Source organism: Halobacteriovorax sp. ZH5_bin.2 (assembly GCF_043196375.1).
GTDB lineage: Bacteria > Bdellovibrionota > Bacteriovoracia > Bacteriovoracales > Bacteriovoracaceae > Halobacteriovorax_A.
In genome coordinates this window covers 307038-329882 of the sequence record NZ_JBEBMJ010000002.1, presented here as the reverse complement: position 1 = coordinate 329882, position 22845 = coordinate 307038, and the positions used below count along the sequence as shown (strand labels likewise).

Sequence of the window (22845 nt, the reverse complement as noted above, 5' to 3'; positions counted from 1 at the left end):
AAAGATAGGGATTGTTAATAAAAATAGGTATTTGGACTAGAGTTCGTTCAAAATCTCTTCTAGAGTTTTCTTTACTAAATCACGCTTAGAGTCAAGATCTTGGTCGACTTCAAATGCCTTAAGAGATGCACCGATTTTAAGAAAGTTATAGCATGAGAAACTTCCGGCCATTTTATGCAGGACCTGACGTAGTTCATTTTCTTGCATCGTTGCAATTTTTGGCAGGAGGTAATTAATTTCTGTTTTCTTAGATGCCTTAAACTTAGGAAGAAGTTTTTGAATATGTGAATTGAGACTCTTTTCCATGATATCACCTTGTGGGATATTTGAGGGAGCATTAGGCTCCCTCAATAGTGTCGAGTACTATTTTTTTACAGTTTTTCTTGTGGTCTTCTTAGTTGCTTTTTTTGCCGCAGCCTTCTTTGCTGGAGCTTTTTTTGCAGCTACCTTTTTAGTCGCTTTTTTGGCCGTCTTCTTTGCCGTTTTCTTTGGGGCAGCTTTTTTCGCCGGAGCTTTCTTTGCAGCCGCTTTTTTCTTTACGACTTTCTTTGCCGTTTTGGCCTTCTTCTTAATTGTGGCTTCGGCTTCTTTGACTTTCTTTGTTGCAGTTTTTTTGGCTTTTTTCATTTCATCTTTAAGATACTTATCAAGTGACTTTTGAAGCTTTTGAACATCTTTGATGTGTCCATCAAGATATTTTTTAGCGGCCTTTACTTCTTTTTGAATTGTTGAATCAACAAATTTTTCAACTTTCTTCTTTTCTTTTTGTAGAGTTAGTACAACTTTTTTAACGTCTTTATCCATTACGTTGCGGGCCTCTTTCTCAACTTGACCGATAAAGTTCAGCACGTTCTTTTCTACTTCTTTTACAGATTTATTAGCAATAACATTATCAACCATTGCTTTTACATCATCGAAAGAATTAACTACTTTTTCAAATGTCTTATTCATTTTTTCTTACTCCCTAAATCAATAGACTAGTCTAAATTAAAATCAACCTTCTTACATATCGGCACACGTCTTCCAAAACCAAAGCTTTTATCTTTAAGTTTTAAAATAGGACAGAACTGCTGCCTTTTGTATTCACTATTTAATATCAGTTTAATGACTCTTTCAACTTCAGTTTTGTTTAACCCAAGCTTAAGAAGGTCTTCCATGTCGTAGCGATAAGAAAGATATGATTCTAATATCATATCGAGGGTGTCGTACGGAGGTAAAGAATCTTCATCTTTTTGCTCGGCCCTAAGCTCAGCACTCGGTGGCCTCTCAATAACAGCAGCTGGAATAATATTGTTGAAGTTCTTATTGATATGCCTTGATAGGGCAAAAACCTCACTCTTATAGAGGTCCCCAAGAATACTAAGCGCCCCAACCGAATCTCCATATAGAGTTGAGTAACCAACAGCAAGTTCAGACTTATTAGATGTGTTGATAACCATCGCTCCAGTTTGGTTTGAACGTGCATACAGTATGGCGCCTCTAAGGCGTGATTGAATATTCTCATCGGCCAGTCCAGATAGTGGCTCTAGCGAGTCTTGAAATAGGTTTTGTACTGATGAGTGTAGAAACTTAATTGGTACATTATGCAGTTTTACTCCAAGATTCTTACATAGCTCTTCGCTGATCTCCCAGCTTAGGGCCGCTGAGAATTTTGAAGGCATATAAATGGCCTCAACTTCTTGTCCAGGGCGTAGAAATAACTTAACCAGTGTTAAGACAAGTGCCGAGTCAATTCCACCTGAAAGGGCAACTAGAAATTTATTCATGCCACATTTTCTGGCATAGTCTTGGAGACCTAAGTTGATGGCACCTAAGATTGCATCGAGCTTTTCTTCACTCAATGGCCTAAGCCTTGCTCCATTAGGAGTCTTCTCAATATGAGGGCCAAAAAGGGATTCCCATGAGTGTTTCCCCTGAGGTGCTGCTCCTAGCTTTTGCATTTTGACAGCTGGACCAACCTCAACTTCCATAGTATCGGCCACAAATGACTTGGCCTTGGCAATAACTGCTGTGCCATTGACGACAAAGCTTGCACCATCAAAGATGATCTCATCTTCGGCCCCAACTTTATTAACGTAGTAAAAAGGGATATCAAATGCCTTTGAAATTTCACTGGCCCTTTTAAGGCGCTTATCTTCTTTATCGATATTCCAAGGCGAGGCACTTAGATTGATGACACCATTTAGACTTTCACCTTGGGCCTTATCCATTAAGAGCTGGAGCGGGTCAATTGCATACTGCTTTGAGTGCCACATATCTTCACAAATAAGTAGGCCAAATTTGTAATCACCAAGAGTCCAAATTGTCGCAGAATCTCCTGGTGTATAGTATTTCGTTTCATCAAAAATATCATAGGCCGGCAGCAGGCATTTTTTATAGATATCATTTAGGTTTGAATCTTTTGTGACTTCATAAATAACGTTATAGATATTTGATGGAATCTCATGATTCTCTTCAAAGTCATAACGAATCCCACCGATTAACATGGCCGTATGATCTTCAAAATCTGTCTTAGCAAATAATTCTTTTAGAGCATCTAATAATTCGTGATATTCGCGAATAAATGTTTTTTGTAGAACTAAATCCTGAAGAGGGTATCCTGTTAAAAATGTCTCAGGAAAGATGTGAATCTTATTCTGAAAGCCTTGAGATTGAACAAGATTCTCTATGTATTTGTAAACTTGTGTAAAGTTGCCAATGGTGTGATCGGTTTGATGAATGACTATTTGCATTGCGTCGTCTCTATGTTAATAATATACGTTAAATACTGGTAATTAATGGACTTTATAGCATGTTTGCATATATAAGGTCTATATCATCATTTAAGTATATTAAAGAGGTTGAAATTGTCTAATTCGCATAAAGTAATTGTTATTGGTGCTGGAATGGCCGGTAGTGAAGCCGCCAATTTTTTAGCTAATCATGGTGTTGAAGTTATTCTTGTCGAAAATAAAACGATCCAGAAAAACCCTGCACAAAAAATCGATGCATTCGCAGAATTAGTATGCACGAACTCACTTAAGTCGATGAATCCAGCTTCTGGTCATGGACTGCTTAAATATGAGATGGACGCTCTTGGATCGATCATCCTTGACTCTGCTAGAAAGCATGCAGTTCCAGCAGGGGATGCTCTTGCGGTAGACCGTGATGGCTTTTCAGGGGAAGTAACTGATCGTCTTCATAAAAATGAAAAAATCACAGTTGTTGCACAAGATGCATCTGATCCACAGGCCCTAATGGCCGAGTATCAGGCAGATGCTTGTATTATCGCTTCTGGCCCCCTAACGACTGAAGGCCTATCAAATTGGATCGTTAAAAATATTTCAAATGACGACTTCTACTTCTACGATGCTATTGCACCAGTTGTTGATGGCGACAGTCTTGATTACTCAAAGCTTTATTATAAAGATCGTCACAAGCCAGTAAGTGAAGAAGAAGGTGAGGAAGCGGATTATCTAAATGCTCCAATGAATCAGGAACAGTATGAGGCCTTTATCGCTGAGCTTGTTAAGGCCGAGAAAGTACCGGCCCAGAATTTTGAAGATTATAAATTCTTCGAGTCATGCTTGCCTGTAGATATTATGGCAGAGCGTGGTGTTGATACGGCCCGCTTCTCATGTATGAAGCCTATTGGACTGGAATTACCTGATGGTTCTCTTCCATATGCTTGTGTTCAGCTAAGACGTGAAAACCTACTTGGTTCGGCATTTAATATGGTGGGATTTCAGACTCGTCTAAAATACCCTGAGCAAACACGTGTCTTTAAAATGATTCCAGGTTTTGAAAATGCAAGTTTTCTCCACCTAGGCTCTGTTCATAGAAACTCTTTTATTAACTCAAGAACACTTCTCGACTTTGATCTAAGTGTTAAAAAGTTTCCTAATATTTACTTTGCTGGTCAGATTACTGGTGTTGAAGGTTATACAGAATCAGCTTCTATGGGGCAGTATGTAGCGCTTCAACTTCTTAAGAAGTTAAGAGGTGAGGAAGTTAAGCAATTTCCTGTGGAGACAGGCCTAGGTGCTCTCGTTAACTATATTATGACTGTTCCTAAGCCAACACCTTCAAATATTAACTTCGGTCTTCTTCCTCCGGTTACTCTTACTAAAGAACAAAGACGTGATCGTAAGAACCGCAAGAAAGTCAAAAAACAACTTGCGGCGGATCGTGCAAAATTAGTATTTGATGAATTCATGAGTGGGTACTTTACGAAGTGAAAGGTTTAAGCTTTATTCTCATTGCTTGCTTCATTTGGGCGCTGGATACGCTTATTCGTTATCCTCTGCTTTATAAGTACAATAGCAGTGAGATCATTGTTTTTGGTGAGCACTTATTTCTTACCATTCTCTTTCTTCCGACTCTCTATATTGCGAGAAAGAAAATCTTAAAGATGAAGCCATTTGAAATGCTTTGCTTCTTTATGATTGGTGCGATGGGCTCTGCCATCGCGACTTTAACTTTTACAAAATCATTTGCACTCTTAAATCCATCGCTGGTTATTCTCTTACAAAAGCTTCAACCATTTATTGCGATAAGCCTTGCTTATCTTATTTTAAAAGAGCGCATTACGAAGCGCTTTCTTTTGTGGGCAGCAGTTTCTTTATTTGGGGCAATACTAATTAGCTATCAGGATATTAATAGTGCTATTAATTTGATTAAGACTGGACAGGTCAGTTTTGATCGCTCGTCACTCTATGGACTTTGCCTGGCCCTCATTTCAGTCATGAGTTGGGGGAGCGCGACAGTATTTGGAAAATACCTAATGAAGAAAAATTGGGTTGAAAAAGAAGTGATGTCACTGCGCTTTGCTGTTGGTCTGCTTGCCATTATTCCTTTCATGATCGGAACTGGCACAGGACTTAATTTTCCAATAGAGTTATGGGGAAAGGTCAGTATCTTGGCCCTTATTTCTGGAATTTTTGGAATGTACTTCTACTATAGAGGGCTAGGGCTAGTGTCTGCTAAGGTTTGTACTATTGCCGAGATGTCTTTTCCATTCTTTGCGGTCATAATCAACTGGGTTGCGCTTGACCAGAAGCTTAGCGTTGTTCAGCTATTGGGTGGAGCATTTTTACTGCTCGGATCAACAATGCTACAATTGGCAAATAGAAAACACGAATTAAACGTACAAGTTAACTAATTTTATTAGGGAGACTAGGTGGGCCATTTACCAATGGATCTAACAGATAAGATTTTTTTGATTGCAGGAGCAGCAGGTTTTGTTCCTTCAACTGTTGCCCAGCTTTACCTTGATAAAGGTGCAACAGTCTATGGCCTTGATAACTTTATAACGGGTTCAAATTCTAATATCGAACTTCTCTCTAAATATGAAAAATTCCACTTTACCAAGTGTGATATTGTTCAGGGACTGCCTGAATTTGAAGAGGTAAAATTTGACTTTATTCTCTCTCTAGCGTCATCTGCTTCTCCGGTTGATTTTGATATCATTCCTCTTGAGATTATGATGGCCAATTCAATTGGAACTCAGAATCTTCTAGAGCTTGCAAAAGATCATGGGGCAAGATTTCTAGAGGCCTCGACTTCGGAAATCTACGGCGACCCAGAGATTCACCCACAAGTTGAAGATTACGTTGGACACGTAAATCCAATTGGCCCAAGAAGTTGCTATGATGAATCGAAGCGCTTTGCTGAGGCCCTGACAATGACTTATTTTAGAAAGTACAATGTCGATACACGTATTGTTCGTATCTTTAATACATATGGACCTCGTATGCGTCCTGATGATGGCCGTGTTATTCCTAATTTTATCAATCAAGCATTGGATGGAGAGGATATCACAATTTATGGTGATGGAAGCCAGACTCGCTCATTTTGCTATGTAACAGATCTTGCAAACGCAATTGATCACGTTCTAATGCTAGGTGATGAGATGCCTTATAATATTGGAAACCCTGATGAGTATTCAATTAAGGAGACGGGAGAGTTAATTGTTTCGACTCTCGATTCATCCTCTAAATTAACTTATCAGGAACTGCCAAAAGATGATCCAAAACGTAGAAGACCAGATATCAGTCGTGTTATGAAATTAGGATACTCGCCAAAGATTTCATTTGAGCAAGGTATCTTAGAAACTGCAAAATATTTTAAAAATATAAAAAATAGGTAATGAGAATATTATGTTAAAAGTTGTTGTCAGCTGTGATGCTGTTATTGAAAGAGATTATTATATTGAGTGTTTAGAAACAATACTTGGTGTTATCGGTGATAACGTCGAACTTTACACTCTTGTTCACAGACAAGGTCAGGTTCTAGGGCCAGTTGAACAAAGAAAGATTCACTCAACATTTTTAAACCGCTTTGTTAAGTCGTGGGAAGACCTTGTTGATAAGTCTCACTTAGTTCACGGTGCTGCGAGAGGATTGTTTATTCCATGTAGTGTTGACCTTGTGGTAAATCTATCTCGTGGCTTTTCTCAAGAAATCAAGATGTGTGATGATACTTATCTTTTTACTTACTTTGTTGAAGATATCAATTCGATTAAGAAGAAATCCTCTTTCAAGGAGTTCTTTTTTAAAGCATTCACTCGTACGAAACAAAGAAAATATTTAAAAAGAGCAAATACGCTTTGGTCAAATGAAGATGCAATCTTAGAAGAATTTCCAAATGCAACTCAAGTCACGCCTGCAATTGCTTTAAAAGATTATAAGATTCTTCCTGAGGGAATGTTTAAGCGTGATTACTTCTTAATTAACTGTGAGCCACTAACTAGCTCAGAGGTTTATAAGATCATCGATATTTACGGTGATAAGAAATTTAAGTTTATTGGAAAGCATGATCACTTAGGGCAATATGCGACTAAGCATCCTGAGCTCTTCTTCGGGGATCGCTGCTCAGGTGAGTTAGCTCCACTTTTAGCTGGAACGAAGTATCTTATTGATACGACAGATAAGTTTCCTCATTTTTCGCTTAAGGCCTTAAGTTGTGGAAGGCCTGTTCTTACAAATGGAAATAAGTTCTTACCATTTGGTATTGGTGTGCATGAGTTACCTGCAGATTACCTTACACTTAGATACCCTGTACAAGTAGGGATTCCTGACGAAGATCCTAAGAAGCGTCATGGTGTTTCTGCAAATTATGAGATGGTAAAATTTAAACATATCTTCTTAAAAGAATTTAATAAGATCAGTGAAGTGATTGAAGCTAAGAAAGCTTCACAACAGGTTCAAAGAGATGATAGCTGCTGCGAAGCTTAGTTTATTACTCTAGTGTCTTTTTTAATTTTATAACATTGTAACGATTTGAAATAATCTTCCACAGGGACAGCTTTGAGTCCTTGTGGATTGTTCCTTTATCATCAACAATTTCTTCGTCATTTAATTGCTCAACTGCATCCTCATTCACTGTTGGATCAAAATTAGATAGCGCCATAACTCCATCTTCACTGTCGAGTAAACTTTCAAAACCATTAAGTTGATTCTTAAGCTTGTTTAGGTAGTCTTTTGAAGCAGGGTCATATGCAACGGCAAGGCCTTCTCCTGTTCCTCTTTCTAGCTCTTGTGAGTTCTTAGCGATATCTCTGGCCGCATTACGTCCACCAGCTCTTCTATAATTAAGTGCCATCTGAACAGGGGATACATGACCTGCTAGCGTATCTGCTAAATACTTTGAATTTCCTGCTGGATCAAGAATCGCATTGATTGCCTTTTTGGCCTTGTCACTGGTCTTATCAGATTTTGCTAGAGTTTTAAGAACACGATTGGCCGCTTTGTTAATTTTAGCTGCATTTTTATCAAGTGCTTCGTTTACGTACTTTGAGTTACCAGTGGCCTTCGTTTTATTATAGCCACCTTGCACTTCACTAAGTCCAATTGCGTTGGCAAAGTTTTCACCTGTTGTACCAAGTTTCCCCATCTTGATATCCATCTTAGGAATTGTCTTAAGTTTTTCTGACTTCACTTCATCCACGTCGAATGTCGCATCATTATTAGTCATCCCTAATCCCTGTGAGCCTGGCGTGGCCATAGCACTGGCAACAGCTGTCTTCTGACTAGAGGCCGGATTGTATTGGTTATTATAGCGTGCCAAGAGCTTTCTAAGAACAACTTCTGTTTTTTCTCTAGCACTCTTTGCACTCTTATGGGCCTTCTTGGCAGAAGATAGGGCCTGGCTTTCAAGAGCGAGTGCGACAGCGCCAAGACCTAATACCCAATATGTACATGGGTTTGAGGCCGGACAACCAAAGATTGTCAGGGCCGCACAAATGGCCGCAATAGCAGTAGAGATTGTAATCATCATCATAATTCTCTTATGATGCTTCATCTTATCTTGTGCTGCCTTTTCCATATCTTTTAAAAGTTGTACTTCAGTTTCAAGCGCAACTCTTTGAGTTTGGTGATTCCATGCTTTTTCATCTTTTTCATCAAGTTTTGCTAAGGCGTCTTTATAACCTTTAAATTTCTTCTTATAGCCATCACCCATGGCAGACATAAGAGCAACTGCTAGTATGATCGCGCCTGAGAGCATCGTTCCGATCCCATCTGTCTGGCACATTCCACCGAATAAAAGAACACAACCTTGACCTACTTGAGCAGCTGCGGCCAGATAGCTCATTGTATCTGAAGCACCTTTTGGCCCGCTTGTTTTATGATTAGTAAAGAGCTTTGCATCGGCCTTTAGATCTTCCTGACACTTTTTATCAATCCCGCAATTTTGGTATTCCATATTGTAGTTTTTATTGTCATTGGCATTAACACATTGTTCGAGGTGACAGTTGTAGACATTTCCACCATCACACTTCTGATTTGTTCCATCGTGATAACAGTAGTTGGGATCAGATTGTTTTTGTACTTCTGTGCGGCCATCTTCTTCTGATTGAACTTGTTCTTGTTGGGCCTGTGTATTTACATCTGTTTGTTCTTGGGCGTAGGCCATAGGAGTCAAAAGCATTGACCATGAAATAAGAGTTATTAATAACTTCTTGATAATTATAAATTGTCCGCTTGCCATTTTCATAGCGTTCTCCTCACCTTATAAGAGTATTTTATCGAAAATGTGACCATCTCCTTACTATTATATAAGATTTATTGCAATTTTAGATACTTAGGCATCTTTTACGCTTTTTCGGCCGTGTCTTTTTCGTGGCGTTTGATTCTATTTGTTCTCAATATTTAAAATTGTTCTAAGATTAGGCTCCTTGTTTAGAAAGTATGCACTGAGTTTTTCTAAGTTGCTAATAATTCATAAATAAGATTGGCCTCCAGGTTGCTTTGATATTAGCAAGTACAAACATGGGGGAAGAAGAGTGAAGAGGATTTCATCTTTATTATTTATTTTGGCGTTTTCAACACAAGCATTTGGGCTTTCATTAGAAGAGTATAATACTCAAGTTGATAAGATCAATTCGACAATTAAAGATGAACAAATGCGCCTTCTTATTAAGCAAGAGCTGGCAAAAGAAATAGCTAAGTCTCTTTCAAAGCAAAAAGTAGATATTAAAGAAGTAGAAGAGGCGCCTGGCGAAAAAGTAGAACAAGAAAGTCCTAAGACTGTAGAGAGTACACAAGTAGTGGCGCCTGAGCTCTTAATTGAAAAAGACAATTTTAAAGTTCAGCTTGGAATAAGTGCCATTGCATCGACACTGGATTTTTACGGAGCCTCTTTAAATCTGATCGGAAATGAGCTTTCAATCAGTGGAGTTAAGAAAGTTGATAATCATAAATTTCGCCTTGGCCTAGGGATCCGCTCACTAAAGGCGGATACAATCACGTTAGAAAATGGTGTTGAATACGATATCTTAAAAAAGGTCGATTATTCTGGTGCGGGAGTGAATCTCTCTTATACTTATATGGTGAGAAGTGGCTTTGGAGTAGGTGCTTACATGGCCTTTAATTATGGAGAGACTGATCTTTGCGAAGTTGATTATTGTTATAATCTTGATACTACAATTAGTGACTTAGGGGCACGATTCGATTTTAATTTAGCTGCCTGGAATCCATACTTAACAATTGGTTATTCTCTTTATAATATTGATGGGCATGAGTTTGATGCTGCCACAGCGTATTTAGGATTATTAAATTTTGAATTTTAATTTTTAGGAGAGTAATGAGTCAATTTGATCTTTTTGGAGCATGTGAAAATGATAGTAAAGAAGTTGTCTACAATTTAAAAGACGGTATTGTCGTTTATTATCCAAATTTCTTTGCAAAAACTAAGATTGAATTTAATGATTTGAAGAATTCCCTTAGGTGGCAAGAAGGGGAAATCATTCTTTATGGTAAAACCCACGCTATTCCAAGACTCCATGCTTGGTATAGTGATGATAAAGAATATAGTTACTCAGGTGTTAAGTTGCCTCGTCATAATTGGAATGAGAGCTTAAGCATTTTAAAAGAAGAGATAGAAGTAATAACAAAGCATCAATTTAACGGCTGTCTTTGTAATCTATACCGTGATGGGAAGGACTATGCCGCCTGGCATAGTGACGATGAATTAAGCCTTGGGAGAAACCCTGTCATTGCTTCTGCTTCATTTGGAGAGTCTCGAAAATTCGTTTTAAAGCATCGCTTTGATAAGTCCGTTGAAAAAGTTGAGATAGTTCTTGAAGATAAGAGCCTACTCCTTATGAAAGGCGCACTTCAACACAATTGGAAGCATCAATTAAATAAGACGGCCAAACAGGTTGATGAGAGAATTAACTTAACTTTTCGTTATATTATCGACTAGCTTTCCCAGCTCTTCGAACTCCAGTCATATAATTGGTAGGGAGTGTAGCGAGACTTATATTTCATAAACTCATTCTCTTCAATCCAGTAGCCAAGATAGTAATAATCGAGTCCCATATTCTTTGCATGCATAATTTCAGCAAGAGCTCCAAGATGTCCTAAACTCATTTTTTCAAATTGCGGATCATAGCAGAAATAAACACTACTTAAAGCATTTTGGGATTGCTCTAAAATTCCAAAAGCGATCAATTTATTATCAAAGAAAACTTCACTTAGAAGCTGAGTACCTGTGAAGCGATAGAATGTTTCTTTAAAGAGCAACTCGTTATCAATGATCGTTGCATCAATACTGTCAACAAAACGGTTTTGACCATGTAGGCGATAAATCTCAAAATGCTTTTGTCTGTATAAGAGTGGTGAGAACTTTACTTGCAAACCTTTATTGTGCTTTCTTTTTAAAAACTTTGATTGGTTCTTTGTTAGCTTGAATTTTTTAAGATCAACTCGAATGGGAATGCACTTTTGACAATTGGGACAAAGTGGCCTAAAAATGAATTGGCCAAATTTTCTCCAACCACGCTCAAGCAGAAAGTCTAATTCAGTATCATTTAATTCAGAACTAAAGAAGAACTCGTGCTGTTCCATTTCCTCTTTTAAATATGGACACTGATCAAGATCGCTAATTCGAGGGCTTAGAATCATTTTCATTTGATTATAATAGCATTAATTGGGTTTGTGTTGAAAGGCTTCTTGTTGTTTTATAAGCTCTTTTAATGGCGCAAGAAATTGATCCTTTTGACTCTGTTGAATATCACCTAAGGCAAGGAGAGTTGCTGTGATGGCCTCTAGAGTTGATAGGTGTGTCTCACCGCAAGACTTGCGAATGCTTTGATATATTGTCTTTTGATCATCTAATTCCAAGTGAAAGCAAGGCAGATCACTAAGTTGGGGCCATGTATGATAAATCTTTCTGGCCTTCTTCCAAGTTCCATCTAAAACAATAAAATTATTGCTCTCTAGTGAGTGAATATTTTCAGCATTTAGGGCAATAGATCTTTCATTTTTAAAAAGTAGAAATGGCCTTAGCCCCTTAATCTCTTGTATTAACTCTTCGTTGATATTCTCACTAGTCACCAGTTCAATATTAGGAGCAACAAGTTTTGCCAGTCTGGCCGTGTTAAAAGGATGAAGTGCTTCTTTTTGATCTTGTAGAATGATCAACCTATTTTCTAAAGGTACTTGTTCAATTGTGTGGCATAGACACTGGCCTTGTGGCCGTAGGCAATTGGGGCAATGGTTTCGTTTGACCATAATTAGATATTTAATTCTTTATTGTACTTGTCCATTAGAATTGGTTTTCGGTAGTACATAATGAAGTAGATAATTGGATAAATAAGTAAATCAAATGCAAAATTTTCAGTTTTATATTTGATATTATCTGTGATCTTTGTTTGGCCATTTCCAATATCGCGAATATGATAAGTATGAATCCACATAGTGAATGGGAATGGCGTTTCAATGGCCTCTGTTCGAATGATAATTCCATCAGAAGTTTCTTTCTTCTGAGTCACTTCGATAACCCAAGATTGGTAGTGGCCACAGATTGATGTAATTAGGTGAGTTTGATCAGATACAGAATTACCGTCGAAGCGAGGTACTTCTAAATTGATAAATGGAGGTGTTGCCTCCTGCATAGTATCGGCATTGAAATTATTCAATATTTCATCGACACTTGCATTAACAATGGTATTGATTACTAAACTCTTCATTCCATAGAATTATACATCTGATACTTACTTAACTCAACAACCAGTCTCTAATGTTTAAAAATAATAGAAAAACTTAACACAAAGTTAATTTTTACTTTGTTCGAAAATCTAAAACTATCTTAAGTTGATATGAAATGATTCATATGGCCAAATAGAATATAGTTGACCACTCAACCATGATGGCAAGGAGAAATCTATGAATTTGAAGGAAAGATTAAAGCTCGAAGAAAAAGAGGCCAGGGATCTAGTAAAGGCCTACTGGCACTTCTCAAAAGTCAAACCAAAGAAAAAGGATGCTGTAAGTGAGGAGGATGAAGAAAAGCTGGGAAAGCAAGTGGGCCTAATGCTGAACGAGTAGGGGTTGTACGTGATCTCATGGAGAGACGTAAGCAGAAAGAGGCCTTAAAGAAGAAACAAGAAGAACTTAAAAAGAAAGCTGAAAAAGAACTCAAAGAATTTCAAAAAGAGTTAGAAAAGAAAGCAGGTAACGAATAGTTATTTCAGAGCTTTTGTAACGCAGTAAGTAAGTCTCTTGTCTCCAGGGTTAAACTCTTGGAGGCATTTTTCGTAGATTTTAGTCGATAATTCATCACAATTATCCATTCGCTCTTTTATACAATGAAAAGAGATAAGTTGTTCAATTTCAATTCGTTGTTCATTGGGATCAACAGGAATGATTGGCGAAACTTTTTTAGGTTTAGGAGAAACTTTCTTCTTCCTAGTTTCAACAGTAATTTTCTTATTCTTATGATAGCGACGTTGTTGCTGAGCTCGCTTCTTTGTAATCTCATCCCATTTGTATGCACGAAGCTTCTTGTAGTAAAGAAGTTGTCTTTCTCTTTGTGAGAGAGGTTTAACTGGTACTTGCTTAGTTGCACATGAGGCAAAAAAGTTAGCAAAGATAAGTACAATGGTAAGTTTAAAAATCTTTAATAGCATCAACTAGAGTTTCGTCGTCGATAAAAGGATTACGACTATTTTGAATTTCATAAATTCGATTATTAATTCTTTCCTCAAATGCATCAACTGGATCTTCACTATGCCATTTTCTTAAGTAAAATTCCTGAGCTTCATCGATAGAAATATTGTAGCGAGTTGAGAAGTAGAATAGTGCTCTTGCAATATTTCCTCTGATTTCTTCAGGTGGCTCAAACGAAGTTGTTGTTTCATTTGCATAATTCACTTCACCAATATGTGAGTCCTGACAATTTGAGTTTACAACACGGCCGTTAACCTCACCGAAAGGGTGGTTGCTACGTGATGAATTAGCTCTTGAGTTTGCAGGAAACAAATGGTGAAGATCATTCTTTTGCGTATTGCGATTTTCTCTAGGGTTGAATCTTGATTGTGGCCAGCTGTGTTCACAGTTCATGACCTGGTGGTTAGGTATTTGCATTCTTCCAACCCCATTTTCTTGGCCAACTTCTTGGTTGCAGTAAATATCTTTTACGTAGAGACCTTGTGTTGATGTTTGAAGATAGACATCTCCAAAAAGATACTTTCTCGCTTCTTTATAATTACGAGGAGTCCTCTGCATAAAGCAATTTTGTCTATTTTTACATTCTCTGACCAAGGTATCATTTTGATTAGGTGTTCGAATATGAGCAGAAACAATAATCTCTCTTAGCTTCGCCTTAATTTTCTCTGAAGAATTTAAATCAGTATTCTTCTTTGCTCTAATAAGGGTTTTTGAGATGAACTGAGACGTATCCTCTGGGTAATAAGAGTTATTTGTCAGTTGAGTTGAGCTATACGCTGCTTGCGTATTAAAACTCGTTAGAATGTAGAGTAACACCAAAAGGTGACTAAGCTTAGTCATTTTAATTCCTTCCTTGGAATGATTATACTTTAACAAGAAAACATATCTTGGCCAATAAAAAAACGGAGCAAGAAATGGCCCATAAAAATCACGTCGGGGCAATTTAAGAAAAATAAAATTGTAAGTGTCCTCTCTATCGCATAGGCGAATCTTGTGATAAATTGAAAAGATATCATTCACCAATTCAGATGTAAGAAAATTTATGAAAAGGAAATACTATGGGTGTTTTGGCAAGTAAAATTATTGGTGTGGGTTCTTACGTTCCACCACAAGTTTTTAAAAATTCAGATATCGAAGAAATGATGAATACTTCTAATGAATGGATCGTTCAGCGTACAGGAATCGAGCAACGTCACTGGGTTGATGCAAAGACTTCAACTTCAGATTTAGCTCTAAAGGCGAGTGAAGAGGCCATCGCAAATGCAGGTATTAAAAAAGAAGATATCGATATGATAATCTTAGCGACCTTATCTCCTGATTTTGACTTTCCGGGGACAGGTTGTTTCTTACAAGAGAAGCTTGGGCTTTCAGAAATCCCTGCAATCGATATTCGTCAACAGTGTTCTGGTTTTCTTTATGCCATGAGTGTTGCTGATAAATTTATTGTTAGTGGTTCAAATAAGAATATTCTTGTTGTTGGTGCTGAAGTGCACTCAAAAGGATTAGATCAAACTCCAGACGGACGTAATGTTTCCGTTCTCTTTGGTGATGGTGCAGGTGCTATTGTTATGAGTGCGACAGAAGTTAATGATAAGAAGACTGAGCCGTGCTTTATCGACGCTTCTCTTCATAGTGAAGGAAAGTATGCTAAAGAGCTTTGGCTTCCAGCTGCGGGGACAGGTTTTGATTCGACTGAGAGACTCTCACAAGCTATGCTTGATGAAAAACTTCACTACCCACAAATGAATGGGAAGACTGTTTTTGTTCATGCTGTAAAAAGAATGACAGAGGCCCTTTCAAAGCTTATGGCCAAGAATGGTGTAACTGTTGATGATGTTGATGTTTTCTTATTCCACCAAGCAAACTTAAGAATCAATTCTAAGGTTGCTGAGGTGATGGGAATTCCTGAAGAGAAAGTTTTCAATACAATTCAAAAATATGGAAATACAACTGCTGCGACAATTCCTCTAGGAATGCACGATGCGATGAAAGAAGGCGTTCTTAAGCCTGGTATGCTTGTGGCAAGTGCTGCATTCGGTGCTGGATTTACTTGGGCCGCTTCTCTTTACCGCGTATAAAAGGGTGCCATGCACCTTTTATTTCTTACTTTTTAATTCTTTCATGTGATCAATGAATGCACGAAGGGTTGGAGACATATGTTTACGATGTGGATAGTAGAGGTAGTAGCCGGAGCTTGATGCAATATACTTTTCTAAGAGTAGAACAAGTTTTCCTTGGTCAATGAACTTTTGAACATTACCGCGCTCTGTATAGATAATCCCAACATCTGAAAGTGCGGCCTCGCGAATATTTTCTGAATTATTTAAAATAATATTTCCATTAATTTTAACACTGAATTCTTTCTTCTTTTCTTCAAACTCCCAACGCTCATAAATATTATTTCCACTTCCAAAACGGTGGCGAACACAATTATGTTCCAGAAGGTCTTTGGGGTGCTTTGGAGTACCGTTTTCTTTTAAGTACTTTGGGGAGGCTACAGCAACAAATTCTACCGGTCCGAATAACTTAAGAGCAATTAGATCTTTAGCTAAGATGTCATCAATGCGTATTCCCGCATCAAAACCTTCATCGAATATATTTGTGGCCTGGTCATCAGAGAAGATATCAATCGTGACTTCAGGATATTTTTTTAAAAAGCTTCTTATATGTTTAGAGATATAATAAGGATAAAAAACTCCAGGCATATTTAGTTTAAGAGTTCCGGTTGTGGACTTACCAAAGCTCTTAGCATTTTCCTGAGCAGTTATGATTTGCTCCATTGCTGGCCCTGCTTGATCGAGAAATATTCGGCCGGCCTGTGACAAGCTAACACTTCTTGTTGTTCGAGTAAGAAGTGTCACACCCATTTTCTCTTCTAAACTTGAAACCATTTTACTTATTGCTGGTGGCGAGACCTGTAGCTCTTCCGCGGCCGCACTAAAGCTTCTTTTTTCAGCAACGACTTTTAGAGCAATAAGCCCATCAAATTGATCCTTATTCATTAGTAACCTCTAGTTAATGATTCTTTAAGTATTGTGCCATTTATCGAAATAATTTTCTAGCCTAAAATCCATTTATAAACAAAAGGAGCTTGATGATGGAAATCTTGAATCTAAAGAATGTATCAAAGTTTATGGTTATTGGTAGCCTTGCATTTTTAACGGCCTGCTCAAATCAGAAAATAAAAAAAGGAGAAAACATGAACCTAGTTAAAGAATGGGATAAGACTTTTAAGAAAAGTGAACTTGTCGAACATAAGAAAGTGATCTTCAAAAACCGCTATAATATCGAACTTGTTGGAGATCTCTATATTCCAAAGAATACTAAAATACAAAAGCTACCTGCACTTGCTGTTAGTGGGCCATTTGGTGCAGTAAAGGAACAGTCTTCAGGACTTTATGCCCAAGAGATGGCAGAGAAGGGTTTTGTGACTCTTGCTTTTGACCCTTCATATACAGGGGAGAGTGGTGGGAGTCCACGTAATTTAGCATCAGCAGAAATTAATACGGAAGACTTTAGTGCTGCAGTTGATTTTCTAGGTACGCGAGAATTCGTCGATCGAGAAAAAATCGGTGTGATAGGAATTTGTGGTTTTGGTGGCTTTGGTCTGAGTGCTGCAGCTGTTGATAAGCGAATCAAAGCTGTTGTAACGACAAGTATGTATGATATGTCGGCGGCCATGGCAAATGGTGTTGGTAACACTCTTACAAAAGAGGCACGCACGCAGGCACTAGAGGCATTAAGTAATCAAAGATATGCAGATTTTGAAAAAGATGCGCCAGCTGTTGGGCCACGCAATCTTCCAGAGACACTAGCTGAAGACGATAATATCGTAATTAAAAGATTCTTTGATTATTATCGAACTGATCGTGGTTATCACGAAAGATCAATTAACTCGACAACTGGTTGGTCAGCAACTTCGCCGTTATCGTTTATGAATTTCCCACTACTAACTTATGTAAACGAGATTTCTCCACGTCCAATTCTTATTATTGCAGGCGAGGAGGCACACTCACTTTATTTTAGTAAGGATGCTTATGCGGCAGCTGCCGAGCCGAAAGAGCTTATGGTTATGCCTGGTGTGAACCACGTTGATCTCTATGATAAGAAAGATATTATCCCGTTTGAAAAAATCACAAAATTCTTTCAGGATAATTTAAAATAGGGCCTCCAACCCGCTTGACCTCAACCTAGGTTGAGGTCTTATTATTAGCTTACACTTAAATATTCATTATCAAGGAGAAGTTAATATGGAACACAAATTACCCGAATTACCATGGTCAAAGGACGCACTAGCACCTCATATTTCGGCCGAAACAATTGATTTTCACTACGGAAAGCATCACAACGCATATGTAACAAAACTTAATGCGGCGATTCCTGGAACTGAATTTGAAAATATGTCTCTTGAAGAAATCATTATGAACTCAAAAGGTGGACTATTTAATAATGCAGCTCAAGTTTGGAATCATACATTCTACTGGAATTGCCTTGCTCCAAATGCTGGAGGAGAAGCAAGTGGTGCTGTCGCTGAAGCGATTAATGCAAAGTGGGGATCATTTGATAAGTTTAAAGAAGAATTTTCTAACTCTGCTGCAACCAATTTTGGCTCTGGTTGGACATGGTTAGTAAAGAATAAGAATGGAGAGTTAGAGATCGTTAATACGGATGATGCACAAACTCCGATGACAGAAGGTCTAAAAGCTCTTCTAACGATCGATGTGTGGGAGCATGCGTATTATGTAGACTACAGAAATGCAAGGCCATCATATATTGATGCGTTTTGGAATCTTGTTAACTGGGATTTTGTAAACTCTAATCTTTAAAGTAGGTGGCCCTAATTAAAGGGCCATTTTTTTATGGAAGGTAAGCACCACCACAAACTGGTTGGTATGTACCATTTATGTGTGAGCTTTTGTCGCTTGCAAGAAAAGCCACTGTGTTAGCAACATCTTCCGGTTGAGCATTTCTTTGTGTCGGTGTTAGAGAAGCAAGGTAGTCCTTGAAATCACTTGGAGCATCCTTTGTTGCTTCAGTTTCGACAAAACCAGGTGCTACAATATTAGATGTAATTTTATGTGGACCAAGCTCTTGTGCTAAGTATTTACTGAAACTATCAAGAGCACCTTTTGCTGAACCGTGTGCAATGAATGATGGCATTGGTGATTCAGAAAGAGTACTAGAAATAAAGATTAAGCGTCCAAAGCGATTCTTTTTCATTTGTGCCGCTGCAATTTTTGCAGTGATATAAGAAGCGCGCATTTCATCATTTAATTTTTGAGAAAATTCATCCCAACTTTGTTCAAGAAATGGTTTTGCTGTAAAGTTCATATTTGCATTTGAAACAAGAATGTCAACGCCGCCATGATCCTTTTCAATAGTGTCAAACATGGCCTGAATTTGCGCTTCATCTCTTACATCTGCTTGAATTGGGTAAGCTTCTCCGCCCTTAGCAATGATTTCATTTGCTAAATCTTGAGCCAGTTTTGCGCTATTTACGTAATTAATAAAGACTCTGTGACCATCTGCTGCGAGTGCCTTTACTGTTGCAGCTCCGATTCCACGAGCTCCTCCTGTTACTAGTGCGTTCTTCATTCAATCTCCTTTTATTTCATATTGACGATAAATTGTGATAGTATTCTAAAACCTCAAGTTAACTTGAGGTCAATAGGAGATTTTATGGCCGAGTTAAATGAATATCTCTCAGTAGGAGAACTCAGTAAAAGAAGTGGAGTTTCTATTTCTGCGATTCACTTTTATGAGTCGAAGAACTTACTAAGATGCCATCGAAATAAGGGCAATCAAAGGCGTTTTCATCGACGTGAACTTCGTATTCTTAGTTATCTAAAAGTCGCTCAACGTATTGGTCTTAGCTTAGAAGAAATTAGAGAAGCATTTAAAAGTATTGAGAATAAAGAGCATCTTACTGCGTCTGATTGGAAGAAGCTTGGGCGTAGTTGGCAAAAGGTTTTAGATGAACGTCTTCAGTTAATTGAAAGAACAAAATCACAGCTTGGATATTGTATTGGTTGTGGCTGTTTGTCTTTGAAAGATTGTCCCTTGCGTAACCCTGATGATGAACTTGGTCAGGAAGGTACTGGGCCACGTCTGCTAATGGAAGATTAGTAAGTGATAGTTAATGATTCATAAACTATAGTGTCATTTATCGAAACAATAATTTATCCCATAATTGATTTAAATAATAATTCAATGTGGAGATCAATTATTCGTGTTCAATTCAAATAGAAATTCATGGGGGGCCATATGGGCCATGACTCTTGGAATCTCAAGTGTCATGATTGCAGAATTCTTGCCTGTAGGACTCTTAACACCAATGGCAAAGGATCTTGCTGTAAGTGAAGGCTTTGCTGGGCAAACCATTACGATAACTTCAATATTTGCTGTTCTAACAAGTTTAACAATATCTTATGTGACTAGAAAGATTGGTCGTAAGAACTTACTTATATCTTTATCAGCACTTGTTGCAATTTCATCTTTCATTGTTTCACTTTCACCTAATCTTTTGATTCTACTTTTTGGTAGGGGGCTTCTAGGTATTTCTTTAGGGGGGATTTGGTCAATGGCCGCGGCGCTTGCAACTCGACTTGTAACTAAGGATAATCTTCCTAAGGCCCTTGCAATCATCTTTGGTGGCGCTTCTTTCTCAACTATGTTGGCCGCACCTCTTGGAAGTTTTCTTGGCCAGTACTTGGATTGGCGATCGATTTTTCTCATTGATGCAGCAATTGCAATCCTATCAATATTTTGGCTTTTTTATAGTATGCCAACTCTTGCGGCAAATTCAAAAGTTAAGTTTAAGACAATTTTCAAAACTTTAGCAAGGCCTTCTGTCAAAGTAGGTCTACTTGCAGTTGCTCTAACTTTTTGTGGCCGTTTTGCAACGATAACTTATATGAGACCTTATCTTGAAAATACGATCGGTCTAGATGTTAAGGGGATATCTTTAGTCTTCCTTCTATTTGATGCTGCTTATTTTATGGGAACCTTCATAGCAGCTGAAATAGTAAAAAGAAGTTTAAATTTCGCTCTAAGCGTTTTTCCACTCTTGCTCGCACTTGCCTCGTTGGCCTTGGCCTTTAATGAAACAAGTGCAATCGAAGCAGGTGTGTTGATTTTCTTATTAGGTATATCTTTTGCACCAATTCCTGTTGGTTGGTCGACATGGGGAACAAAGATTGCGCCTGATGATACGGAATCAATCGGTGGTCTTTATGTTGCCTCGGTGCAAACAGCTGCTGGAATAGGAGCTTTGGCTGGAGGGATTCTTTATGATCAAAGTGGTTCATTTGCGGTTTTCTCAATGAGTAGCTTGTTCTGGTTTGTCTCTGCAATACTTACTTTCTTATTTGTAAAAACTGTTTTTAATAAAAATGAAGATGAAGTTGTTGAAAATGTCATCGCATAATAACCTTGGAGGTTTGTCATGAAAAATGGATTTATTTTAACGTTAATACTGTGTCTTGGTCTTTCTAGTTGTTCTGGTGTCTCTTACGCTGCAAAGGATGAAAAGAAGCTTATGAAAATTACGCCAACTGATAAGACGATTAAATTTGACAGTAGCTCTCCAGTTTTTACAGGTAATGTATTACTTAGGCCATTATTTGAAACCCACGATACATCAGACTTGACTGGTGGAGAGGTGACTTTTTCAAAAAATGCTAGATCAGCTTGGCACACTCATCCAAAAGGTCAGCTTCTTGTTGTCACTAAGGGACAAGGAATTGTTCAGCAATGGGGAGAAGAAGCACGAGTTATGAAGGCCGGTGATATCGTTTGGACTCCTGCAGGGGTAAAGCATTGGCATGGAGCAGATAATAAAAATACGATCACTCACTTAGCATTACAAGAAAAGAAGAATGGTAAGAATGTCATTTGGATGGAGAAAGTAAGTGATAAGCAATACAAGGATGGGCTTAGGAGCATTAGGGGAAAGAAGTAAGGTGAAGATACGAATTAAAGTAAATGATCTCGAGTTTGAAGGTGTTCTAGAGAATTCTAAAATTCTTGATCAACTACCACTCGAAGTTGACGTTGAAGACTATGCTTCAAATGAAAAGATATTCTATCTTCCAAAAAAACTTTCGATGGAAGGTGAAGCGGCCGGTTACGAGCCTCGTGTCGGGGATATCTGTTACTACGCTCCATGGGGGAATGTTGCGATATTCTATAAAGACTTTTCTTACTCTACTGGTTTAATTAAGCTCGGTGAGATCACAGAAAATATCGAAAAAATAAAGGCTATCAAAAACTCAAAACTCAAAATTGAGATTGTCGAATAAAAAAGCCTCCGTACTGGAGGCTTTGTATTTTGCTTTTTTATTGGCAGTAGTTGTAATCGCGGAAATAGCGAGCACAGAAGTTTTGTGGGAAGCGGCAGTCATCCATGTTGCTTGACCAGTAGCTTGCACTTTGGCAGTACTTTGTGTCTTGTTTTTCAACATTAACAATGAACTTTCCTGTTGCAACTTCGCGTCCATTTTTCTCTAGTTTATACTCGATTTCATTTTCACCGTAGTAGTTAAGTAGTGGTCTTTGAAGTAGAGTGTAGATCCAAAGATTAAACTTCTTAGAACTTTCACCTTTTTCAGCATCAAATGAAGATGACTTCGATTTCTTGCGTCCTTTATGATCCTTGTAGTATAGAGTTACTTCGTCTGCATCAACTTTTTCACCTTCTTCTAAAACAAAGCGTGAAAACTCTGATGGGCTTAAGTAATTGGCACTACAATTTACGTAGCGAATTTCGTGCTGGTTTCTCTCATTACAAGTTAAACGGATACTACCTTCAACTGGGTTAGAGGCCAGGTCGTTTCCAATCTGAAGTCCTGCACCTAAAGCAGGCAGAAGCATTAGTAAACTAATTAGTACTTTCATTATAAACTCCTTTTTATAATCCTATTAATGATATTAAGGAGTTTTAGTTTATGCAATTTTATCTAGCTTAAAGATAGAACTTGTAAGTTGACGCTTGGTGCAATATGTCTCTTTGCATTTACTTCCCGGCCGTGTATAATTTGACTATGTTTGTAAGGTTATTGTGTTTCATCACTATTTTCACTTTGTTAAATACTTCAGGTGTTGAAGTAGGTGAAGCCTATACTGTGGAAAATGCAATAAACACTGAGGTAACTCATCTACAATCATTAACTGTGGAATTCTTTGAAAGTGATCATTGTGAGGATTGTCACGATGATAGTTGTGATGACGATGGTGATTGTTGTCAAAAATTTTGTACATGTGCCTCAATATCACTTGTTCCAGCTTTAAACAGTCGTGTAAAATGTGCAGGTAAGTCTTACTTATGTACAGTTGAGTGGGAGCTTGCCATCAATTATATTTCTCCCTTTCCTGATCAGGCCTATAAGCCACCACTTTCTTCTTAATTTATATTTAA

General features: G+C 37.9%; 27 protein-coding genes. 15 read left to right on the top strand and 12 right to left on the bottom strand.

Translation table 11 applies throughout. From position 1 onward, the window contains the following. Positions 1 to 36: 36 nt before the first annotated feature. From ABMA76_RS06765 to ABMA76_RS06755, 3 genes are read right to left on the bottom strand one after another with little or no spacing between them, the layout of a single operon-like run. The gene (locus tag ABMA76_RS06765) at positions 37 to 306 is read right to left on the bottom strand and encodes a hypothetical protein (RefSeq protein WP_392907765.1); all 270 of its coding nucleotides are present in this window, start codon (positions 304 to 306) and stop codon (positions 37 to 39) included. A gap of 57 nt (positions 307 to 363) precedes the next feature. Next, complete coding sequence (locus ABMA76_RS06760) at positions 364 to 951, bottom strand: hypothetical protein (RefSeq protein WP_392907767.1); 588 nt, start codon at positions 949 to 951, stop codon at positions 364 to 366. Positions 952 to 977: 26 nt separating this feature from the next. Then, a complete protein-coding gene (locus ABMA76_RS06755; protein ID WP_393061203.1) occupies positions 978 to 2732 on the bottom strand; it encodes an NAD+ synthase in 1755 nt (584 codons plus the stop codon). A 114-nt stretch (positions 2733 to 2846) separates the two neighbouring features. Between ABMA76_RS06755 and trmFO the strand changes: the two genes are divergently transcribed. The 4 genes from trmFO to ABMA76_RS06735 are packed head-to-tail and all read left to right on the top strand — an operon-like array spanning position 2847 to position 7214. Beyond that, positions 2847 to 4217: a methylenetetrahydrofolate--tRNA-(uracil(54)-C(5))-methyltransferase (FADH(2)-oxidizing) TrmFO gene (gene trmFO, locus ABMA76_RS06750; protein WP_392907771.1), complete on the top strand. Its 1371-nt coding sequence runs from the start codon at positions 2847 to 2849 to the stop codon at positions 4215 to 4217. Then, positions 4214 to 5140, top strand: coding sequence for a DMT family transporter (locus tag ABMA76_RS06745; protein ID WP_392907774.1), 927 nt, complete (start codon positions 4214 to 4216; stop codon positions 5138 to 5140). Before trmFO ends, ABMA76_RS06745 begins: the two co-directional genes overlap by 4 nt. 18 nt (positions 5141 to 5158) lie before the next feature. Continuing rightward, positions 5159 to 6127, top strand: a complete 969-nt coding sequence (locus ABMA76_RS06740) for an NAD-dependent epimerase/dehydratase family protein (protein ID WP_392907777.1) — start codon at positions 5159 to 5161, stop codon at positions 6125 to 6127. Between the two features lie 10 nt (positions 6128 to 6137). Next, complete coding sequence (locus ABMA76_RS06735) at positions 6138 to 7214, top strand: hypothetical protein (RefSeq protein WP_392907779.1); 1077 nt, start codon at positions 6138 to 6140, stop codon at positions 7212 to 7214. Positions 7215 to 7218: 4 nt separating this feature from the next. On the opposite strand, the gene ABMA76_RS06730 is transcribed toward ABMA76_RS06735, so the two are convergent. Next, complete coding sequence (locus ABMA76_RS06730) at positions 7219 to 8973, bottom strand: hypothetical protein (RefSeq protein WP_392907781.1); 1755 nt, start codon at positions 8971 to 8973, stop codon at positions 7219 to 7221. 289 nt (positions 8974 to 9262) lie between these two features. On the opposite strand from ABMA76_RS06730, the gene ABMA76_RS06725 reads away from it, so the two are divergent. Beyond that, positions 9263 to 10048, top strand: a complete 786-nt coding sequence (locus tag ABMA76_RS06725; protein WP_393061201.1) for a hypothetical protein — start codon at positions 9263 to 9265, stop codon at positions 10046 to 10048. Positions 10049 to 10062: 14 nt separating this feature from the next. Then, on the top strand, positions 10063 to 10683 hold the full coding sequence (locus ABMA76_RS06720; protein ID WP_392907786.1) for an alpha-ketoglutarate-dependent dioxygenase AlkB family protein: 621 nt from the start codon (positions 10063 to 10065) through the stop codon (positions 10681 to 10683). Here the strand turns inward: ABMA76_RS06720 and ABMA76_RS06715 are convergent. Genes ABMA76_RS06715 through ABMA76_RS06705 form a run of 3 tightly spaced genes read right to left on the bottom strand, consistent with a single transcriptional unit; the run spans position 10680 to position 12451 of the window. After that, positions 10680 to 11390 (bottom strand): arginyltransferase, encoded by a 711-nt coding sequence (locus tag ABMA76_RS06715; RefSeq protein ID WP_392907789.1) that lies wholly within the window; start codon positions 11388 to 11390, stop codon positions 10680 to 10682. The genes ABMA76_RS06720 and ABMA76_RS06715 overlap by 4 nt on opposite strands. Positions 11391 to 11405: 15 nt before the next feature. Further along, entirely contained in the window at positions 11406 to 11993 is a 588-nt protein-coding gene (locus ABMA76_RS06710; RefSeq protein ID WP_393061199.1) for a tRNA-uridine aminocarboxypropyltransferase, read from the bottom strand. A gap of 2 nt (positions 11994 to 11995) precedes the next feature. Then, complete coding sequence (locus tag ABMA76_RS06705) at positions 11996 to 12451, bottom strand: hypothetical protein (RefSeq protein ID WP_393061197.1); 456 nt, start codon at positions 12449 to 12451, stop codon at positions 11996 to 11998. Between the two features lie 196 nt (positions 12452 to 12647). On the opposite strand from ABMA76_RS06705, the gene ABMA76_RS06700 reads away from it, so the two are divergent. Continuing rightward, a complete protein-coding gene (locus tag ABMA76_RS06700; protein ID WP_392907795.1) occupies positions 12648 to 12809 on the top strand; it encodes a hypothetical protein in 162 nt (53 codons plus the stop codon). A gap of 137 nt (positions 12810 to 12946) precedes the next feature. Here ABMA76_RS06700 and ABMA76_RS06695 read toward each other — a convergent pair whose 3' ends face one another. Together ABMA76_RS06695 and ABMA76_RS06690 are read right to left on the bottom strand one after the other, a co-directional pair. Continuing rightward, on the bottom strand, positions 12947 to 13390 hold the full coding sequence (locus ABMA76_RS06695; protein ID WP_393061195.1) for a hypothetical protein: 444 nt from the start codon (positions 13388 to 13390) through the stop codon (positions 12947 to 12949). Beyond that, positions 13371 to 14270 carry an endonuclease I family protein gene (locus ABMA76_RS06690; RefSeq protein WP_392989024.1) on the bottom strand — a complete coding sequence of 300 codons (900 nt, stop codon included), beginning with the start codon at positions 14268 to 14270 and terminating at the stop codon, positions 13371 to 13373. The genes ABMA76_RS06695 and ABMA76_RS06690 overlap by 20 nt, the downstream gene beginning before the upstream one ends. Positions 14271 to 14488: 218 nt before the next feature. On the opposite strand from ABMA76_RS06690, the gene ABMA76_RS06685 reads away from it, so the two are divergent. Next, positions 14489 to 15508, top strand: a complete 1020-nt coding sequence (locus ABMA76_RS06685) for a 3-oxoacyl-ACP synthase III family protein (RefSeq protein WP_392989023.1) — start codon at positions 14489 to 14491, stop codon at positions 15506 to 15508. Between the two features lie 18 nt (positions 15509 to 15526). On the opposite strand, the gene ABMA76_RS06680 is transcribed toward ABMA76_RS06685, so the two are convergent. Further along, positions 15527 to 16432 carry a LysR substrate-binding domain-containing protein gene (locus ABMA76_RS06680; protein WP_392989022.1) on the bottom strand — a complete coding sequence of 302 codons (906 nt, stop codon included), beginning with the start codon at positions 16430 to 16432 and terminating at the stop codon, positions 15527 to 15529. Between the two features lie 95 nt (positions 16433 to 16527). Between ABMA76_RS06680 and ABMA76_RS06675 the strand changes: the two genes are divergently transcribed. Both ABMA76_RS06675 and ABMA76_RS06670 read left to right on the top strand, forming a co-directional pair. After that, the gene (locus ABMA76_RS06675; RefSeq protein WP_392989021.1) at positions 16528 to 17595 is read left to right on the top strand and encodes an alpha/beta hydrolase; all 1068 of its coding nucleotides are present in this window, start codon (positions 16528 to 16530) and stop codon (positions 17593 to 17595) included. Between the two features lie 85 nt (positions 17596 to 17680). Beyond that, positions 17681 to 18256 (top strand): superoxide dismutase, encoded by a 576-nt coding sequence (locus ABMA76_RS06670; RefSeq protein WP_392989020.1) that lies wholly within the window; start codon positions 17681 to 17683, stop codon positions 18254 to 18256. Positions 18257 to 18287: 31 nt separating this feature from the next. Here the strand turns inward: ABMA76_RS06670 and ABMA76_RS06665 are convergent, their stop codons facing one another. Next, entirely contained in the window at positions 18288 to 19025 is a 738-nt protein-coding gene (locus tag ABMA76_RS06665; protein WP_392989019.1) for an SDR family NAD(P)-dependent oxidoreductase, read from the bottom strand. Between the two features lie 84 nt (positions 19026 to 19109). Between ABMA76_RS06665 and soxR the strand changes: the two genes are divergently transcribed. From soxR to ABMA76_RS06645, 4 genes are all read left to right on the top strand, one after another. Continuing rightward, positions 19110 to 19556 carry a redox-sensitive transcriptional activator SoxR gene (gene soxR, locus ABMA76_RS06660; RefSeq protein WP_392989018.1) on the top strand — a complete coding sequence of 149 codons (447 nt, stop codon included), beginning with the start codon at positions 19110 to 19112 and terminating at the stop codon, positions 19554 to 19556. 103 nt (positions 19557 to 19659) lie between these two features. Then, on the top strand, positions 19660 to 20856 hold the full coding sequence (locus ABMA76_RS06655) for an MFS transporter (RefSeq protein WP_392989017.1): 1197 nt from the start codon (positions 19660 to 19662) through the stop codon (positions 20854 to 20856). Positions 20857 to 20874: 18 nt separating this feature from the next. Continuing rightward, on the top strand, positions 20875 to 21390 hold the full coding sequence (locus ABMA76_RS06650) for a cupin domain-containing protein (protein ID WP_392989016.1): 516 nt from the start codon (positions 20875 to 20877) through the stop codon (positions 21388 to 21390). A gap of 1 nt (position 21391) precedes the next feature. Then, complete coding sequence (locus tag ABMA76_RS06645) at positions 21392 to 21730, top strand: cyclophilin-like fold protein (protein WP_392989015.1); 339 nt, start codon at positions 21392 to 21394, stop codon at positions 21728 to 21730. Between the two features lie 37 nt (positions 21731 to 21767). On the opposite strand, the gene ABMA76_RS06640 is transcribed toward ABMA76_RS06645, so the two are convergent. Beyond that, complete coding sequence (locus ABMA76_RS06640) at positions 21768 to 22325, bottom strand: hypothetical protein (RefSeq protein WP_392907800.1); 558 nt, start codon at positions 22323 to 22325, stop codon at positions 21768 to 21770. A 146-nt stretch (positions 22326 to 22471) separates the two neighbouring features. On the opposite strand from ABMA76_RS06640, the gene ABMA76_RS06635 reads away from it, so the two are divergent. Next, complete coding sequence (locus ABMA76_RS06635) at positions 22472 to 22834, top strand: hypothetical protein (protein ID WP_392907802.1); 363 nt, start codon at positions 22472 to 22474, stop codon at positions 22832 to 22834. Positions 22835 to 22845: the final 11 nt, after the last annotated feature.